Annotated in this window: 18 protein-coding genes; all 18 read left to right on the top strand. The window is 34.7% G+C overall.

Annotated features, from left to right (window positions below; genetic code table 11):
* Positions 1-8 precede the first annotated feature (8 nt).
* The 18 genes from topA (at position 9) to E5Z56_RS10970 (ending at position 18,427) form a co-directional block, all read left to right on the top strand.
* Positions 9-2,087, top strand: a complete 2,079-nt coding sequence (gene topA / locus E5Z56_RS11055) for a type I DNA topoisomerase (RefSeq protein ID WP_138157838.1) — start codon at positions 9-11, stop codon at positions 2,085-2,087.
* Positions 2,084-3,394 (top strand): methylenetetrahydrofolate--tRNA-(uracil(54)-C(5))-methyltransferase (FADH(2)-oxidizing) TrmFO, encoded by a 1,311-nt coding sequence (trmFO, locus tag E5Z56_RS11050; protein ID WP_138157837.1) that lies wholly within the window; start codon positions 2,084-2,086, stop codon positions 3,392-3,394. Before topA ends, trmFO begins: the two co-directional genes overlap by 4 nt.
* The gene (plsX, locus tag E5Z56_RS11045) at positions 3,391-4,398 is read left to right on the top strand and encodes a phosphate acyltransferase PlsX (protein ID WP_232842447.1); all 1,008 of its coding nucleotides are present in this window, start codon (positions 3,391-3,393) and stop codon (positions 4,396-4,398) included. Before trmFO ends, plsX begins: the two co-directional genes overlap by 4 nt.
* Positions 4,398-5,078: a ribonuclease III gene (gene rnc / locus E5Z56_RS11040; protein WP_022506397.1), complete on the top strand. Its 681-nt coding sequence runs from the start codon at positions 4,398-4,400 to the stop codon at positions 5,076-5,078. Before plsX ends, rnc begins: the two co-directional genes overlap by 1 nt.
* Positions 5,079-5,100: 22 nt before the next feature.
* Complete coding sequence (locus E5Z56_RS11035) at positions 5,101-6,078, top strand: elongator complex protein 3 (RefSeq protein ID WP_175405484.1); 978 nt, start codon at positions 5,101-5,103, stop codon at positions 6,076-6,078.
* The gene (gene smc / locus E5Z56_RS11030) at positions 6,069-9,644 is read left to right on the top strand and encodes a chromosome segregation protein SMC (RefSeq protein WP_138157835.1); all 3,576 of its coding nucleotides are present in this window, start codon (positions 6,069-6,071) and stop codon (positions 9,642-9,644) included. Before E5Z56_RS11035 ends, smc begins: the two co-directional genes overlap by 10 nt.
* A 17-nt stretch (positions 9,645-9,661) precedes the next feature.
* The gene (gene ftsY / locus E5Z56_RS11025; protein WP_138157834.1) at positions 9,662-10,582 is read left to right on the top strand and encodes a signal recognition particle-docking protein FtsY; all 921 of its coding nucleotides are present in this window, start codon (positions 9,662-9,664) and stop codon (positions 10,580-10,582) included.
* Positions 10,579-11,172 (top strand): RdgB/HAM1 family non-canonical purine NTP pyrophosphatase, encoded by a 594-nt coding sequence (gene rdgB / locus E5Z56_RS11020; RefSeq protein WP_138157833.1) that lies wholly within the window; start codon positions 10,579-10,581, stop codon positions 11,170-11,172. Before ftsY ends, rdgB begins: the two co-directional genes overlap by 4 nt.
* Positions 11,173-11,181: 9 nt before the next feature.
* Positions 11,182-11,484, top strand: coding sequence for a YhbY family RNA-binding protein (locus E5Z56_RS11015; protein WP_022506402.1), 303 nt, complete (start codon positions 11,182-11,184; stop codon positions 11,482-11,484).
* On the top strand, positions 11,484-12,083 hold the full coding sequence (nadD, locus tag E5Z56_RS11010) for a nicotinate (nicotinamide) nucleotide adenylyltransferase (RefSeq protein ID WP_138157832.1): 600 nt from the start codon (positions 11,484-11,486) through the stop codon (positions 12,081-12,083). The genes E5Z56_RS11015 and nadD overlap by 1 nt, the downstream gene beginning before the upstream one ends.
* On the top strand, positions 12,083-12,649 hold the full coding sequence (yqeK, locus tag E5Z56_RS11005) for a bis(5'-nucleosyl)-tetraphosphatase (symmetrical) YqeK (RefSeq protein ID WP_138157831.1): 567 nt from the start codon (positions 12,083-12,085) through the stop codon (positions 12,647-12,649). The genes nadD and yqeK overlap by 1 nt, the downstream gene beginning before the upstream one ends.
* A 1-nt stretch (position 12,650) precedes the next feature.
* A complete protein-coding gene (gene rsfS / locus E5Z56_RS11000; RefSeq protein ID WP_022506405.1) occupies positions 12,651-13,001 on the top strand; it encodes a ribosome silencing factor in 351 nt (116 codons plus the stop codon).
* A 13-nt stretch (positions 13,002-13,014) separates the two neighbouring features.
* Positions 13,015-15,429, top strand: coding sequence for a leucine--tRNA ligase (gene leuS / locus E5Z56_RS10995; RefSeq protein ID WP_138157830.1), 2,415 nt, complete (start codon positions 13,015-13,017; stop codon positions 15,427-15,429).
* A gap of 121 nt (positions 15,430-15,550) precedes the next feature.
* Positions 15,551-15,727, top strand: coding sequence for a 30S ribosomal protein S21 (gene rpsU, locus E5Z56_RS10990; protein ID WP_022506407.1), 177 nt, complete (start codon positions 15,551-15,553; stop codon positions 15,725-15,727).
* A 68-nt stretch (positions 15,728-15,795) separates the two neighbouring features.
* Positions 15,796-16,230, top strand: a complete 435-nt coding sequence (aroQ, locus tag E5Z56_RS10985; protein ID WP_138157829.1) for a type II 3-dehydroquinate dehydratase — start codon at positions 15,796-15,798, stop codon at positions 16,228-16,230.
* Positions 16,231-17,301 carry an aminopeptidase P family protein gene (locus E5Z56_RS10980; protein WP_138157828.1) on the top strand — a complete coding sequence of 357 codons (1,071 nt, stop codon included), beginning with the start codon at positions 16,231-16,233 and terminating at the stop codon, positions 17,299-17,301.
* A gap of 92 nt (positions 17,302-17,393) precedes the next feature.
* Positions 17,394-17,951, top strand: a complete 558-nt coding sequence (gene efp, locus E5Z56_RS10975) for an elongation factor P (RefSeq protein WP_022506410.1) — start codon at positions 17,394-17,396, stop codon at positions 17,949-17,951.
* On the top strand, positions 17,951-18,427 hold the full coding sequence (locus E5Z56_RS10970) for a CD1247 N-terminal domain-containing protein (RefSeq protein WP_138157827.1): 477 nt from the start codon (positions 17,951-17,953) through the stop codon (positions 18,425-18,427). Before efp ends, E5Z56_RS10970 begins: the two co-directional genes overlap by 1 nt.
* The last annotated feature ends 23 nt before the right edge of the window (positions 18,428-18,450 follow it).

Below are 18,450 nucleotides of genomic sequence, written 5' to 3'. Positions count from 1 at the left end.
ATAGATAAATGTCAAATTTAGTAATAGTGGAGTCTCCTGCTAAGGCTAAAACAATCAAAAAATATCTTGGAAAAGATTATGAAGTTGTAGCATCAATGGGTCATGTTCGTGACCTACCAAAGGCTAGACTTGCTGTTGATATAAAGAAAAATTATGCTCCTAAATATGCAATCATCAAAGGTAAAGAAAAGTTAGTTGATGAACTAAAGTCACTTGCAAAAGACAGTGACAAGATTTATCTTGCAACTGACCCGGACCGTGAAGGTGAGGCTATTTCTTGGCATTTAGCATATATTTTAGGACTTGATTTAGAAGATAAAAATAGAGTTGAATTTAACGAAATTACTAAGACAGGTGTCAATAACGGTATGGCGAACCCTCGTTCTATTGACATTGACCTTGTTAATGCTCAACAGGCAAGAAGAATTCTTGACAGACTTGTTGGTTATAAGCTAAGTCCATTTGTTAGCCAAAAGATTCGTAGAGGCCTTTCTGCCGGTAGAGTGCAGTCTGTAGCTCTTAAGATTATCGTAGACAGAGAAAACGAAATCAGAGCATTTAAACCGGAAGAATATTGGTCAATTGAAGCAAAACTTTCTCCAAAGTCAAGCAGAAAAGTTTTCAATGCATCTTTAGCACTTGGACCTGACGGTAAGAAAATTAAGATTAATAATAAAGAAGAGGCTGACAAGATTCTTGAAGAAATCAAGGATGCTGAATTTATTGTTACAAAAGTAAGAAACGGTACTCGTAAAAAGTCACCATACCCACCATTTATTACTTCAACTTTGCAACAGGAGGCATCTCGTAAACTTGGTTATCAGTCAAGAAGAACAATGAAAATTGCTCAGGAACTTTATGAAGGTGTTGATGTTGAGGGCTATGGTACAACAGGTCTTATCACATATATGAGAACTGACTCATTAAGAATTTCTAATGATGCCGTTGCAGAAGTAACTCAGTATATTAATGATAACTTTGGACCTGAATATTTACCACCAAAGCCAAGAGTGTTTAAATCTCGTTCAAATGCTCAAGATGGTCACGAAGCTATTCGACCATCTATTCCATCATTGTCACCTGATAAGGTTAAGGATAGCTTAACTATTGAACAGTATAAGCTATATAAACTGATTTGGGATAGATTTACTGCTTGTCAGATGGCTGATTGTATCCACAAAACAACTCAAGCAGAAATCAATGCCAATGACTATATCTTTAAGGCATCAGGTTACAGAGTTGACTTTGACGGTTATACAACACTTTATGTTGACAGTAATGATGCTGAAGGTACAAAGGAAAAGCAGCTTCCTCCACTAGAGAAGAATATGCCTACTAAGGTTAGAGAGATTATCCCTAACCAGCACTTTACTCAGCCACCTGCAAGATTTACAGAAGCGTCTCTAATCAAAGCACTTGAAGAAAACGGTATTGGCCGTCCATCAACATATGCTGCAACAATCTCAACAATTACAAGTAGAGAATATGTTAAAAGAGAAGCAAAGTCCCTTGTACCAACTGAACTTGGTGAGGCACTTGTAACTCTATTAAAAGAAAGATTTCCTAAGATTGTAAATGTTAAGTTTACTGCACAAATGGAAGAAGACCTTGATAAGGTTGAACATGGTGACGAACAATGGGTTGAACTACTTGATAATTTCTATGTTGACTTTGATAAGACCTTGAAAAAGGCTAAAGAAGATATGGAAGGTGTCAAGATTAAGCTAAAAGAGGACGAAACTGATATTGTATGCGAAAACTGTGGCAGAAAGATGGTCGTCAAAGTCGGTAGATACGGTAAGTTTATTGCTTGTCCGGGATACCCTGAATGTAAGAATATCAAGAAGTTTGTAGAGAAAATCGGTGTTCAATGTCCTGAATGTGGTGGAGATGTTATTACTCGTAAAACCAAGAAAGGTAAAGTGTTCTACGGCTGTAGTAACTACCCTGATTGTAACTATATGTCTTGGTATGAACCTGTAAATGAAAAGTGTCCACAGTGTGGCAAGATTCTATATAAAAAGAAGGGCAAAAAGCAGACAATCTTCTGTGCAACTGAGGGTTGTGGCTATACTAAAGACCAATGAGTATAAATATAATAGGTGGTGGACTTGCAGGATGTGAGGCTGCATATCAAGTTGCTAAGCGTGGCATAAAGGTAAACCTTTATGATATGAAGCCTAACAAGAAAAGTCCGGCACATCATTCAGATAAATTATGTGAGCTTGTATGCTCAAACAGTCTAAAAGCAGCCAGAAAAGAAAGTGCTGCCGGTATGCTTAAAGAAGAAATGAGAATGTTAAATTCTCTGCTTATGAAGTGTGCCGATAAAAGTAGAGTACCGGCCGGTGGTGCTTTGGCAGTAGATAGAGAGATTTTTTCTAATCTGGTAAATGAAGAAATAAATAATAACCCTAATATTACTGTAATAAATGAAGAAGTTATGGAAATCCCTGATGGCATTACTATCATAGCATCAGGACCACTTACTTCTGATTTGCTTTCTGACAAAATCAAAACTATGTTCGGTGACAGTCTTTCATTTTATGATGCAGCAGCTCCAATTGTAAAGTTTGATACAGTTGATATGAACAAGGCTTTCTTTGCATCTCGTTATGATAAGGGTGACGGTGATGACTATATTAATTGTCCTATGAATAAGGAAGAGTATGACAATTTTTATGAAGCACTTGTATCAGCAGAAAGAGCACCTGTACATGACTTTGATGTAATGAATCCAAAGGTATATGAGGGTTGTATGCCAATTGAAGTTATGGCTCAAAGAGGTCATGATACTATTCGTTTTGGTCCAATGAAACCTGTAGGACTTAAAGACCCAAGAACAGGTCATAGACCATGGGCAGTAGTTCAGCTAAGAAAAGAGAACAGTGCCGGTATTATGTATAACCTAGTAGGCTTTCAAACTAACCTAAAGTTCCCTGAGCAAAAGAGAGTATTCTCTATGATTCCGGGACTAGAAAATGCTGAGTTTGTAAGATACGGTGTAATGCACAGAAATACTTTTATTGACTCACCAAGAATTCTAAACAGTGATTATTCTGTAAGAGAAAATAAAAATCTTTTCTTTGCAGGTCAAATCACAGGTGTTGAGGGTTATATGGAGTCAGCATCATCAGGATTAATGGCAGGTATAAATGCAGCTATGAGATATAACGGAGAACAAACTGTAACCTTACCTGAACATACAATGATAGGTTCTTTGTCAAGATATATCAGCGATGAAACAGTTTCTAAATTCCAACCTATGGGTGCAAATTTAGGAGTGTTACCTGAACTTGAACAAAGACCAAGGGATAAGAAAGAGAGAGCAAAGGCTTATTCTGATAGGTCATTTGCAAAGCTAACAGAATTTATAAATTCAAGAGGTTTATGATGAAGATAGTAATTGATGCATTTGGTGGAGATAATGCACCTTTGGAAATTATCAAAGGTGCTGTAAAAGCTCAAGAACATTTTAAAATTGAAATTTGCCTAACCGGTAATGAAAACATTATCAAGAAAGTGGCAAAAGAAAATAATATAGATATTTCAAATATCGAAATTAACCATACAGAAGATGTTATTCCTGTTGACGAAACACCTAATGCTATTATGAAAGAATACAACAATTCCTCAATGGCACTGGGTCTAAAGATGGTTGCAAATAATGAAGCAGATGGTTTCGTTTCAGCAGGTAACAGTGGTGCTTTATGTGTAGGTGGTACTTTAATTGTTAAAAGATTAAAGGGTGTCAAGAGACCTGGTTTTGCACCGGTTTTGCCTACATTTAACGGTTCATCATTTATGCTTATTGATGGTGGTGCAAACCTTGATGCCAGACCTGAAATTCTTCGTCAATTCGGTATCTTAGGTTCTGTATATATGGAAAAAGTAATGCACAGAGAAAGTCCAAGAGTTGCCCTTGCCAATGTTGGTACAGAAAGTCATAAGGGTGGCGATTTACAGAAAGATACTTATGCTTTACTTCAAGAAAGTCCTGTTAACTTTGTTGGTAATGTAGAAAGCAGAGAAATCTCTAACGGTGCTTGTGATGTTTATGTTTGTGATGGTTTTACAGGTAATATTCTGCTAAAGAATTATGAAGGCGTTGCAAAGTCATTAAGCCATACAGTTACTGATATTTTCAAGAAAAGTGTAAAGAATAAAATCGGTGCATTATTTGTATATGGTGACCTAATGAAATTTAAGGAAACTATGAACACAGATGTTTATGGTGGTGCTCCAATTCTAGGTATCAAAAAGCCTGTATTTAAAGCACATGGCAGTTCTAATGCAACAACAATTTTCAATGCAGTTAGACTAACTATTGATTACATAAACGCAAATGTACCACAGGTTATTGAAGACTCATTTAATAAATTAAAAGGAATAAAATAATGGAAGAATTTGAAAAAGTAATTAACTATACATTTAAAGATAAAGAACTTTTAAAGGTGGCACTAACACATTCTTCTTATGCTAATGAGCATAAGAAGCAACACCTTAAATATAATGAGAGATTGGAATTTTTAGGTGATGCAGTACTTTCAATTTCCGTCTCTGATTATATTTTTAACAATTGCCCACAATTACCTGAAGGTGACCTTACAAAGTTAAGAGCATCTTTAGTTTGTGAAAAGAGTTTGTTTGTATTTGCCAAGAAGATTAACCTAGGCAAGTACATTTACCTAAGCAATGGCGAAAGAAAGGGTGGTGGAGCAGAAAGACCATCAATCCTTTCAGATGCTTTTGAAGCAGTTATTGCTGCTATTTATCTTGATGGTGGTATGGAAAAGGCAAGTGAGTTTGTACTTTCTTTTGTTGTACCTGAAATCAAGAACCATACAGCAGGTAAAAACTTTAAAGATTACAAAACTAAACTACAAGAAATTATCCAGAGAAATCCGGGAGAAACTTTACAGTATGAAGTTGTAGATGTTAGTGGTCCTGACCACAACAGACATTTTGTAGTTGAAGTACATCTAAACAGTAATGTAATCGGCAAAGGTGGAGGAAGAAGTAAGAAAGATGCAGAACAACAAGCTGCAAGAGAGGCTTTGGAGTTGATGGGATATTAAACATTCTAATATTTCCATTTTTGTGCCTCACAATGGTTGTCCTCACCAATGTGTTTTTTGTAACCAAAGGAATATTACAGGTCATTCATATCAACCAACTCAAGATGATGTAGTGTCAGCAATAGAAACTGCTATAAAAAGTGGTGTTGATAAGAAAAATACCGAAATTGCTTTCTTTGGTGGTAGCTTTACTGCCATTGATAGGGATTATATGGTTTCTTTACTGGATGCTACAAAGCCGTATATTAATGACTTTTATGGTATTAGATTGTCAACAAGACCTGATGCAATAGATGATGAAGTTTTAACTTTGCTTAAAAGTTATGGTGTAACTTCAATAGAGCTTGGTGCACAGTCAATGTGTGATGATGTTCTTTTACTGAATGAAAGAGGTCATAGTGCTACTGATGTTGTAAATGCATCTAACCTTATTAAGAAATTTAATATTTCTTTAGGGTTACAAATGATGATTGGTCTTTATGGCAGTACACCTGAAAAGGATATAGAAACTGCTGAAAAATTAATCAGTCTTTCTCCTGATACTGTTAGAATTTATCCAACAATAACTATGAAAGACACATTACTTGAAAAGTATTATAACGATAAAAAATATGTTCCATATAGCGAAGAAACAACAATAAATACTTGTGCAAAAATTCTTAAAATGTTTTATGATAAAAAAATTAATGTTATTAGAGTAGGACTTCATTATTCCGATGAACTTGTTAATACTTCTGTAGCAGGTTATTATCATCCTGCTTTTAGAGAATTATGTGAAAGCAAAATGTTTCTTGATATGTTAGTAAATGAAATAAAGAAATACCCACAAGGCGAATTTTCTGTTACTGTAGGTAATAAGTTTATTTCAAAAGCTATTGGACAGAAAAAGGCAAATATTAAAGTCCTTAAAGAACTGGGATACATAGTTACTTTTAAACAAAGTGATACCCTTAAGGACTTTCAGTTTATTATTAAAGAAAGAGGTGACTTATGCTACTAAAATCATTGGAATTGCATGGCTTTAAAACTTTTCCCGATAGAATAAAGCTATCCTTTGATAAGGGTATTACTTCAATTGTAGGACCTAACGGTTCAGGAAAAAGTAACATAAGTGACGCAATTAGATGGGTACTTGGTGAGCAGTCAGCAAAAACTCTAAGATGTTCCAAGATGGAAGATGTTGTTTTTAACGGAACAGACAAGAGAAAAAAGACAGGCTATGCAGAAGTTACCTTGTCTATTGATAACAAAGACAGAATACTTCCTTTTGATGGTGACGAAGTAGCCGTTACAAGAAGATATTACAGAAGTGGCGAAAGTGAATATATGATTAACAAAGCCACAGTAAGACTTAGAGATATTCATGAATTGTTTATGGATACAGGTCTTGGTCGTGACGGTTATTCTATGATTGGTCAAGGTAAAATTGACAGTATTGTTGCATCAAAAAGTGAAGAAAGAAGAGAAATATTTGAAGAAGCATCAGGTATTTCTCGTTATAGATATAGAAAAACCGAGGCTGAAAGAAAGCTAAAAAGTACGGAAGAAAATCTTGTTAGACTTAGAGATATTGTTGGTGAACTTGAAGATAGAGTCGGTCCACTAAAGAAACAGTCAGAAAAAGCACAAAAGTTCCTTGTACTTTCTGAAGAAAAGAAAGGTCTTGAAATTGCTTTATGGCTAAATACTCTTGATAATTCAGCAAACATTATCAAAGAACAAGATGACAAAATAGATATTCAAAGAGCACAGTATGAAAATGCTGAACAAGAACTTGCAAATATCAGTTCAGAAACAGAGTCTATATATTTAAAAAATGGTGAAATCACTTCTAAGATTGACACCATAAGAAGAAATATTTCTCAGTTTGAGTCAGAAGTTAGCAACAACAATGCCCTTATTTCTGTTGCAAATAACGACATTGAGCATAACAAAGAAACTATCACAAGGCTTGAAACTGAAATTGAACAACTTGACAATTCCTTTACTGAAATTGAATTTCAAATTAAAGAGAAAAAAGAAAATGTTGAAAAATTAAAACTAAGCATTGAAGAAAAACAAAAGGAATATAACGAAGTATCCGAAAACCTAAATACTATCAGTGTTGATGCTTCCCGTAGTGGTGATGAACTTCAAGAACTAAATTCAAGATTAGCTGAATTATCCCAAAAGTCAGCTAATGCAAAGGTAGTTTTACTTACAAGTGATTCATCAATTAATGAACTTAATGAAAGAATAGAAACCCTAAATTCTTCATTATCAGAAAAAGAAAGTAATTTAGAAACTACTTCTAAAATGCTTGAAGATTATAAGGTGCAAGGTAAAGACTCTGCCGAAAAGGTAGAAATGCTTTCCAATTCTATTAAGGGTCTGGAACTTAAAATCAATAACCTAAAGACCAGAAATGAAAATTCTAAAAGCGAAATTGACAGATTAACTCTTGACTCTAACGAAAAACTTAGAAGAGCCAATATTCTTGAGGACTTAGAAAAGAACCTTGAAGGTTTTGCCCACAGTGTAAAAACTGTTATGAACCTTTCAAGACATGGCAAAATCGGTGGTATTCACGGACCTGTTTCAAGATTAATTAAAGTACCGACAGACTATGCAGTAGCTATCGAAACTGCTTTAGGTGGTGCAATGCAGAACATTGTTACAGGCAATGAAGAAGATGCTAAGAGAGCAATTCGTACACTAAAAGAAAATAAAGGTGGTAGAGCAACTTTCCTACCTATTGCTACAATTAAACCTAGATACCTAAATGAAAATGGTATTGACAGTTGTTTTGGTTTTGTTGGTGTAGCATCAGATTTGTGTGATTGCAAAGATGAATACAAAGGTATTCTACAAAACCTACTTGGTAAGATTGTTATTGCCGAAGACCTTAATTCAGCAGTATCTATTGCTAAAAAGTATTCATACCGTTTCAAGGTAGTTACTCTTGATGGTCAGGTTGTTAATGCCGGTGGTTCTCTAACAGGTGGTTCATTAAATAAACGAACAGGTTTGTTATCTCGTGCAAGTGAGATTGAAAAGTACCGTAAAGAGGCTAAAGTTCTTGCAGATAAAGCAAACAAACTTAAAGAACAGTACAGTAACAGTCAGCAAGAATTTGCAAAGTATGAGGCTGATATTTTAGGTACTAGAGGAAATTTATCTACTGAACAACAAGAACTTATCAGATTAAGAACTGAATATAAGGCTTGTCAAAATGAATATGATTCTTTAGTTAGCAGTATTGATTTTACAAAGAATGAAATTGTAGAATGTGAAAATAAAATTTCTAATCTACAAAAAGACAAAGAAACTGCCGATAAAGAATTTAGTGCATTTGAAGAAGAAATTGCAAATATCGAAAAAACAACTTCTAACCTTACAGGCAACAGACTTGCACTAACCGAAAAGAGAGAACAACTTTCTGAAAAACTACAAAATATCAGACTTGAAATTGTTACTTTTGAAAAGGACAAAGAGGCTTTAATCAGCGAAATCAGAACATCTGAATACAACAGTCAGCATCAAACCGAAAGAAAAGAGAACTTGCGTAATCAGATTGTTTCTGTAAATTCAAATATTGATATAATTAATAAGAAGATTGAAAGTTACACTAATATTTCAAACAATTATCAAGATAAAATTGCTGAATTCAATAATGCTATTGAAAAGCTAAATGGCGATAAAGAAAAGTTTGAAAAGAAAAGTGTAGAACTTAGACAGAAAGAAAAAGACCTAAACTCTACAAGAGAAGTTTCCGGCAGAGAACTTGCTCGTCTTGAAGAAAGAAAAATCAATCTACAAAAGCAGTATGATGATATTATTGCAAAACTTTGGGATGAATATGAACTTACAAAAAGACAAGCAGAAGAAATTTCTATTGAAATTGAAAATGTTTCAACTGCCAGAAAGAGACTTAATGAAATTAAGTCATCAATCAGAGGTCTTGGTTCTGTTAATGTTTCAGCTATTGAAGAATACAAGGAAGTATCCGAAAGATATGAATTCCTAGGTGCTCAAGTTTCCGATGTAGAAAAGTCTAAGAATGAAATCGAAAGACTTATTAATGACTTAACAAAACAAATGAAAGATGCTTTCATTGAGAACTTCCACGAAATCAATAAGCACTTTGGAGAAACATTCAAAGAATTATTTGGTGGTGGTACTGCTTCTCTTGAACTTGCAAACCCTGATGATATTCTAAACAGTGGTATTGATATTATCGCTCATCCTCCCGGAAAGATTGTTGTTCATCTAGAAGCACTTTCAGGTGGTGAAAAGGCACTTGTTGCTATTGCACTATACTTCTCAATTATGAAGGTCAGACCTGCACCATTCTGTGTTATGGATGAAATTGAAGCAGCCCTTGATGATGTTAATGTTGACAGATTTGCTCAGTATATGAGAAGAATGACAGACAGAACTCAGTTTATTACCATTACCCACAGAAGAGGTACAATGGAAGAATCTGATGTTCTTTACGGTGTAACAATGCAAGATGAGGGTATCTCAAAGTTACTTGAACTTCGTGCATCAGAAGTTGCAGCAAAGCTTGGAATGAAAGCAAACTAATTTAAGGTGGTAAAACAATGGGACTATTTAAAAAGATTAAAGAAGGTCTTAAAAAAACAAGAGACAGTGTTGTAAGTCAGATTGACTCAATGCTAAAGTCTTTTACAAAGATTGATGAAGAACTTTTTGAGGAACTAACTGAACTTCTTGTAATGGGCGATGTTGGTATTCAAACAGCAGAACAGATTACCGATGAACTAAGAGTCAGAGTAAAAAAAGAAGGTATCAAAGACCCTAAAGAAATCACACAACTTCTACAAGAAGTAGTTGCAGATATGCTTAGAGGTGATGAAGAACTAAAAATTTCTACAAAGCCATCTATTATTCTTGTAATCGGTGTTAATGGTGTAGGCAAGACTACAACTATCGGTAAACTTGCTAATAACCTAAAAAAGCAAGGCAAGAGTGTTTTACTTGCAGCTGCAGATACATTTAGAGCAGCAGCTATTGAACAGTTAGAGATTTGGGCTGACAGAAGTGGTTGTGATATTGTTAAACAGAACGAAGGTTCTGACCCTGCAGCAGTAATTTATGATGCTATTTCAGCAGCAAAAGCAAGAAACACAGATGTAATTATTTGTGATACTGCAGGACGACTACACAACAAAAAGCACCTTATGGATGAACTTGCAAAAATCGGTAGAGTTATCGACAGAGAACTTCCTGACGCAGATAAAGAATACTTACTTGTACTAGACGCAACAACAGGCCAGAATGCAGTTAATCAGGCTGAACAGTTTAGTAAAGCAACAGGCATTACAGGTATTGTTCTTACAAAACTAGATGGTACTGCTAAGGGTGGTGTAGTTCTTGCAATTAAGAACGGTCTAGGTATTCCTGTTAAGTACATTGGTGTTGGTGAACAGATTGATGACCTACAAGAATTTGTTCCGGAAGATTTTGCAAAAGCTCTGTTTGATTTTGGTGATAAAGAATGAGAAAGTTTTTAATTGCATCTAATAATGCACATAAAGTTGTAGAACTTAATAGAATTCTAAACCCATTGGGTATTCACGCAGTTACTGCTAAGGAATGTAACATTGACCTAGGTGATGTTGAAGAAACAGGCACTACATTTGCCGAAAATGCTAAAATTAAAGCTATGTCAGCTTTTGAAAAGTCAGGTATGCCTTCAGTAGCTGATGACTCAGGTTTGATGATTGACGCATTAGATGGCAGACCCGGAGTATATTCAGCTAGATATGCCGGTGAAAATGCAACCGATGAAGATAGATATAATAAAGTCCTAGAAGAAATGAAGGATGTACCGGAAGATAAGCGTACTGCAAGATTTGTTTCAAGTATTTGTTGTATTCTTGAGGATGGTACAGTTATTACAGCAGAAGGATATAGCGAAGGCAAAATTGCATATGAACCTCATGGAACAGAGGGTTTTGGTTATGACCCGATTTTCATTACAGATAGTGGCAAGTCTTTTGCAGAACTAACTTCCGAAGAAAAGGATGCTATCAGTCACAGAGGTAATGCATTAAGAATATTAAGAGAAAAGTTGTTAAAATATATTTAAGGAGTAATTATGCTAACAAGTAAACAGAGAGCATACCTAAGAGGTATTGCAAATTCAATAGATACAATTTTAATGGTTGGTAAAGGCAGTATCACAGACCAAGTTGTTAAACAGGCTGAAGATGCACTTTATGCAAGAGAAATTATTAAGGGTAAGGTTCTTGAAAATTGTGAAATCAATTCAAGACAAGTTGCTGATATTTTGTCAGAAAAACTTGATTGTGATGTAGTACAGGTTATCGGTTCAAAGTTTGTTCTATATAAGCCTAATCCTGACGAACCTGTAATTAAGCTACCAAGAGCAAATAAGTAATGAATATTGCTATTTTTGGTGGTGCATTTAACCCAATTCACAAAGCTCATACAACTCTTGCAGAAAATGTTCTAAAGGAATGTAATGTTGAAAAAGTTATTTTTATACCGACTTTCATCAGTCCACATAAAAGTATGCAATATGCAGTTCCTTTTGAACATAGAGTGAATATGTGTAAAATAGCTACTAAAGATAATGATAATTTTATTGTTTCAACTTTAGAAGAAAATTTCAAAGGCAAAAGTTACACCTACAGAACCCTTGAAGAACTAAAAAAACTTTATCCTAATGATAATTTATTTTTAGTTACAGGTGCTGATATGTACTTAACTTTTTTACAGTGGAGAAATCCTGATGAAATTTTCAGTTTAGCTACACTGATTACTTGTCCAAGAGATGATGGTGACTATAATTCTTTAGTAGAATATTCAAAAGTTTTGGAAAAACATAATGGCAAGTCAATTATTCTGAAAGAACCTATTATGGAACTTTCTTCAACCATTGTAAGAGATGATGTGAATGAGGCTTTTAAAAGAGATTTAATTGATAAGAATGTATTTGAATATATTAGAAATAATCAATTATATGGGGTGAAGTAATGAGTATTGAGTCTTATAAGAAGATAATCAAAGGCAGAATGGGAGAAAAAAGATATATTCATTCTGTAAATGTTGCAAAACAAGCTCAAAAACTTGCGAAAATTTATGGTTGTGATGAAGAGAAAGCAATGACTGCCGGTATTCTTCACGATGTAACAAAAGAAACACCTTTTGATGAACAGTTGAAAATTATAACAGAGGGTGGTATAATTTTGGATGAGATTGAAAAATCAAGTCAAAAATTGTGGCATCCCATTTCAGGTTCAGTATATATTCAGAAATATTTAGATATTAATGATGCTGATATTATCAATGCTATTAGATTTCATACAACCGGTAGAAGTAATATGTCTTTGCTTGAAAAAATTATTTTTGTAGCTGACTTTACCGGTGATGAAAGAAATTATGATGGTGTTGATATTATGAGAGAAAAGGCTTTAAGAAGCCTTGAAGAAGCTATGATTTATGGCTTACAGTTTACTATACAAGATCTCTCAAGCAGAGCATTGACAATTCACCCTAATGCTTTGTCTTGTTATAATGAATTAATTTTAAAGGATGAATAAAATGGATACAAAAGAACAGGCACATTTAATTGCCAAAGCACTTTCAAGCAAAAAAGGACTTGATGTAGAAGTTATCAAAATTTCTGATGTTTCAGTTCTTGCTGATTATATTGTAATTGCAACCGGTACTAGTTCAACTCATGTAAAGGCTCTGGCTGATGAGGTTGAATATCAGCTTGACGAAGCAGGATTTTCTGTAAGTCATGTAGAGGGTCACCGTGGTAACGGTTGGATTTTACTTGATTATATTGATATTATCGTTCATGTATTTGATGACAAGTCCCGTGAATACTACAACCTTGAAAGATTGTGGGAAGACGGTACTGTTGTTAAGTTTGACGATGTAGATTAATGGAGGAATACAGTTGAAGTACAATCATTTGGTAGTAGAGCCTAAGTGGCAAAAAGCATGGGAAGAAAAGGGTTGTTTCCATGCAGAAGAAAATAGCGACAAAAAGAAATTCTATGCATTAATTGAATTCCCTTATCCATCAGGACAAGGTCTTCATGTTGGTCATCCAAGACCATATACTGCACTTGATGTTGTTTCTAGAAAGAGAAGATTACAGGGATATAATGTACTATATCCAATCGGTTGGGATGCTTTTGGTCTTCCAACAGAAAATTATGCTATTAAAAACCACATCCACCCTGAAATTGTAACAAAGAATAATGTTGCACGATTTAAAAAGCAAATTCAGTCACTTGGTATTTCATTTGACTGGAGTCGTGAAATCAATACAACCGATCCTGAATATTATAAATGGACTCAGTGGATTTTCCTACAACTATTTAAGCATGGTTTAGCTTATAAGAAAGAAATGGCAGTTAACTGGTGTACTTCTTGTAAGTGTGTTCTAGCTAATGAAGAAGTTGTCAATGGTGTTTGTGAGCGTTGTGGCAGTGAAGTTGTAAGAAAAGTTAAGTCACAGTGGATGCTAAAGATTACAGAATATGCCGATAGACTTATTAAAGACCTTGATTTAGTAGATTATCCTGACAGAGTTAAGGCTCAGCAGAAGAACTGGATTGGCAAGTCAACAGGTGCTGAAGTTGATTTCAACACAACTGAGGGCGATAAGCTAACAGTATATACTACAAGATGCGATACACTATTTGGTGCTACATATATGGTTATTTCACCTGAACATCCTTGTATTGAAAAGTGGAATGACAAGATTAAGAATATTGAAGATGTTAAGGCTTATCAGGCAGAGGCTGCTAAGAAGTCTGACTTTGAAAGAACAGAATTAGTTAAAGAAAAAACAGGTGTTATGCTTGACGGTGTTAAGGCTATCAACCCTGTAAACGGTAAAGAAATTCCTATTTTCGTTTCTGACTATGTTCTTGTTTCTTACGGTACAGGTGCTATTATGGCTGTTCCTGCTCACGATACTCGTGACTGGGAATTTGCAAAGAAATTTAACCTACCTATTATTGAAGTTGTTAAGGGTGGCGATGATGTACAGAAAGAAGCATTTACAGACTGTGCAACAGGCGTAATGGTTAATTCTGATTTCTTAACAGGCTTAACAGTAGAAGAAGCTAAGAAAAAGATGATTTCTTGGTTGGAAGAAAACAAAGTAGGTAGAGCAAAGACTAACTATAAACTAAGAGACTGGGTATTCTCTCGTCAGAGATATTGGGGTGAACCTATTCCAATCGTTCATTGTGATAAGTGTGGTTATGTTCCAATTCCTGAAAGTGAACTACCACTAAGACTACCTATGGTTGATTCTTATGAACCAACAGATACAGGTGAATCACCACTATCTAAGATTACTGATTGGGTAGAAACCACTTGTCCTTGTTGTGGTGGTAAGGCTCACAGAGAAACTGATACAATGCCTCAGTGGGCAGGTTCATCATGGTACTTCCTAAGATATATGGACCCACACAACAAAGAAGCATTAGCAAGTAAAGAAGCACTTAACTACTGGTCACCTGTTGATTGGTATAACGGTGGTATGGAACATACAACACTTCACTTACTATATAGCCGTTTCTGGCATAAGTTCCTATATGATATTGGTGTAGTACCTACTCCTGAACCATATGCTAAGAGAACAAGCCATGGTATGATTCTTGGTGAAAATGGCGAAAAGATGAGTAAGTCTAGAGGCAATGTTGTTAATCCGGATGATATTGTACAGCAGTATGGTGCTGATACTATGCGTCTATATGAAATGTTCATCGGTGACTTTGAAAAGGCTGCTCCTTGGAATGACAAGGGCATTAAGGGCTGTAGAAGATTTGTAGAAAGATACTATAACCTACAAGAAAAGCTAATTGACGGTGATGAAGTTCGTCCTGAACTGGAATGTTCAATTCATAAGACAATCAAGAAAGTATCCGAAGATATTGAAAATATCAAGTTTAATACTGCAATTGCATCATTAATGGCACTTATGAATGACATTAATGCAGTTGGTTCAATCAATAAGAAAGAATATGCAATTTTCTCAATTCTGCTAAATCCATTTGCTCCTCATGTAACAGAAGAAATTTGGTCAACTTGTAACTTAGGTGACGGTATGGTTGTTGATCAGCCTTGGCCAGAATATGACGAAAGCAAGTGCAAAGCAAATGAAATTGAAATTGCTGTTCAGGTTAATGGCAAGATTAAGACTAAGCTTATGATTCCTGCAGAAGCAGAACAGGCTGAAGTTATTGCCCTTGCAAAGGCTGATGAAAATGTAAAGAAGTCAGTTGAAGGTATGAATATTATTAAGGAAATTTATGTTAAGGGAAGACTTGTTAACATAGTTGTTAAGCCTTAAAATACAATTTTCAACAAAAATTTATATTTTACTTGACAATCTTTAGGTTTTTGTAGTATAATCATTTATGCAATTAAGCAAAATTACCCATGCCAAGTGGCAGATGGGAGGGAAATATACAATGGCAGAAGTTAGATTAAAAGACAATGAATCTCTTGAAAGTGCACTAAGAAGATTTAAGAAGCAGTGTGCTAGAGCTGGCGTTATTGCTGAAGTTCGTAAGAGAGAAGCTTACGAGAAGCCTTCCGTTAAGCGTAAAAAGAAATCTGAAGCAGCTCGTAAGAGAAAGTATAAGTAATAATGCTTATAAAAAACGGACAGTAATATTTTACTGTCCGTATTTTGTTATCCAGAAAGGTTTTTACTATGAAGAAAATTTTAGTAATGCTAGGTCCAAACCTAAATATGGTTGGCACAAGAGAAAAAAATATTTACGGTGAAGAAAATGCTGATACCATAAATCAGGATATTAAGTCATTTGCAGAGAATATAGGTTTTGAATGTGATATTTTTCAGTCAAACCATGAGGGTGACTTAATTGATAAAATTCATAGCACTTTAGGTGTATATGATGGTGTTGTTCTAAATGCAGGTGCTTTGACTCATTATAGTTATGCATTAAGAGATGCTATTGCTTCAGTAACTGCAGTACCATTTATTGAAGTTCATATGTCTAATGTACATAAGAGAGAAGAATTTCGCCATAAGTCAGTTATCTCAGCAGTATGTGCCGGTGTAATTTGTGGCTTTGGCAAAGACAGTTACAGACTTGGTATTGAAGCATTAAAAGGATTGATTTAGTTGGATATTTACAAGAATAGAATTAATAATATCAAATCAAAAATTACAGATGGTGCATTCTTAGTAACAAATGATAAGAATATTTATTACTTTACAGGACTTTGGGACAGTAACGGATATTTACTTATCACTAAAGAAAATGCCTATCTTTTTGTTGACTTTCGTTATGGTGAAGTGGCAGAGAAAACTGTAAATTCTGCTAATGTTATTGTTTTTAATAAACTTTTTGATGAACTTAATAATGTTCTAAATAATGATAATGTTACTAAACTTTATGTTGAAACAAATGTACTGACTATGGAACAGTACAAAACATATAGTGATAAGCTCAATGTTACTTTGTCAGAAGAGAATATTCTTGACAAAATCATTCTTAACCTAAGAATTGTCAAGGATAGTTATGAACTACAGTTAATGCAAAAGGCTCAAGATATTACAGAAGAAGCATTTAACAAAATTGTACCACTTATAAAAGTTGGAACAACTGAAAGAACTTTATCTGTTGAACTGGAATATCAAATGAAACTATTAGGTGCAGAAAGTGTTTCTTTTGATTTAATCACCATTACAGGCAAGAAAACTTCATTACCTCATGGTGTGCCTGGTAATGATATAATCAAAAATGGTGACTTTGTTACTTTTGATATTGGTGCAACATATAAGGGTTATCATAGTGATATGACAAGAACCGTTGCAGTAGGCAGTGTTACAGATAAAATGAAGGAAGTTTATAACATTGTGCTAGATGCCCACAAAATGGCAATGGAAAGTGTTAAGCCCGGTATGAAGTGTTCTGATATTGACAAGGTTGCTCGTGACTATATATATTCTAAAGGTTATGAAGGTTGCTTTGGCCACGCAACAGGTCATGGTGTAGGTCTTGATATTCACGAATATCCAACAGTAAGTCCAAGGTGTGACACTATCTTAAAAGAAGGTATGATTGTCACTATTGAACCGGGTATATACATAAAAGATAATTTTGGTGTTAGAATAGAAGATACCGTAATTGTTACAGAGAATGGTTACAAAAGTTTTGCGTCCCTCCCAAAAGAATTAACAATTCTGTAAAAAGAGGTTGCTTTTTATTCCATTTGTATGTATAATATTAATGATAAATTGTGCGAGTAGTCGCATTTTATAAAATTTAAGGAGGATTACCAATGATTTCAGCAGGTGATTTTAGAAATGGTGTTACTTTTGAACTTGACGGACAGGTAGTTCAGGTTATTGAATTCCAGCATGTTAAGCCAGGTAAAGGTGCAGCATTCGTTAGAACAAAGTATAAAAATGTTATTACAGGTGCAGTAGTTGAAAAGTCTTTCAACCCAAACGATAAGTACCCAACAGCATTTATCGAAAGAAAAGATATGGAATATAGCTACGAAGACGGTGGCCTATATTACTTTATGGATACAGAAACATGGGAACAGATTCCTATTAGTGCTGACATCCTAGGCGACTCATTTAAGTTCGTTAAGGAAAATATGGTATGTAAGATTCTTTCTTACAAGGGCAATGTATTCGGTGTTGAACCACCTAACTTTGTTGAACTAAAGGTTACTAAGACTGATCCTGGTTTCAAGGGCGATACAGCTACAAATGCTACTAAGCCTGCTACACTTGAAACAGGTGCAGAAATTAAAGTACCACTATTCATTGACGAAGGCGAAGTTATCCAGATCGATACAAGAACTGGCGAATATATGGGTAGAGCGTAATGAACCTATCAGCAAGAATTTCCTATATTAAGGGATTAGCAGAAGGTCTAAACCTAGACGAAAACAAGGACGAAGTAAAGGTTCTTAATGAAATTATTGATTTCCTTGGTCAGTTAGCTGACGAAGTTGAAGAACTTGAAGAATGTTATGATGAATCAGTTGATATTGTTGATACACTTAATGACGATTTATCAATGCTTGAAGATGTAGTCTATGGTGAAGATGATGAAGACCTAGATAAGTTCTCTTGTTCAACAGGTTGCAAGGGTTGTTGTACTTCCCAGAATGATGATTCTTCTGATGAAGCAGATGTACCTATGTATGAAGTAACTTGTCCTCAGTGCAACAAGAAGATTGCAGTTTCAGAAAATCAACTTCTAACAGGTGAAGTTGAATGTCCTGATTGTGATGCTGTTCTTGAATTTGATTTAGACGGTATTGCTAATGACGAGGAAGAACAAGATATTAAGTTCTGATTTAACAAATTTACACTCCTGGG

The organism is Ruminococcus bovis, from assembly GCF_005601135.1.
Classification (GTDB): Bacteria; Bacillota; Clostridia; order Oscillospirales; family Acutalibacteraceae; genus Ruminococcoides; species Ruminococcoides bovis.
Note: the sequence above shows the minus strand (reverse complement) of the source record. Positions and strands in the feature narration are given on the sequence as shown.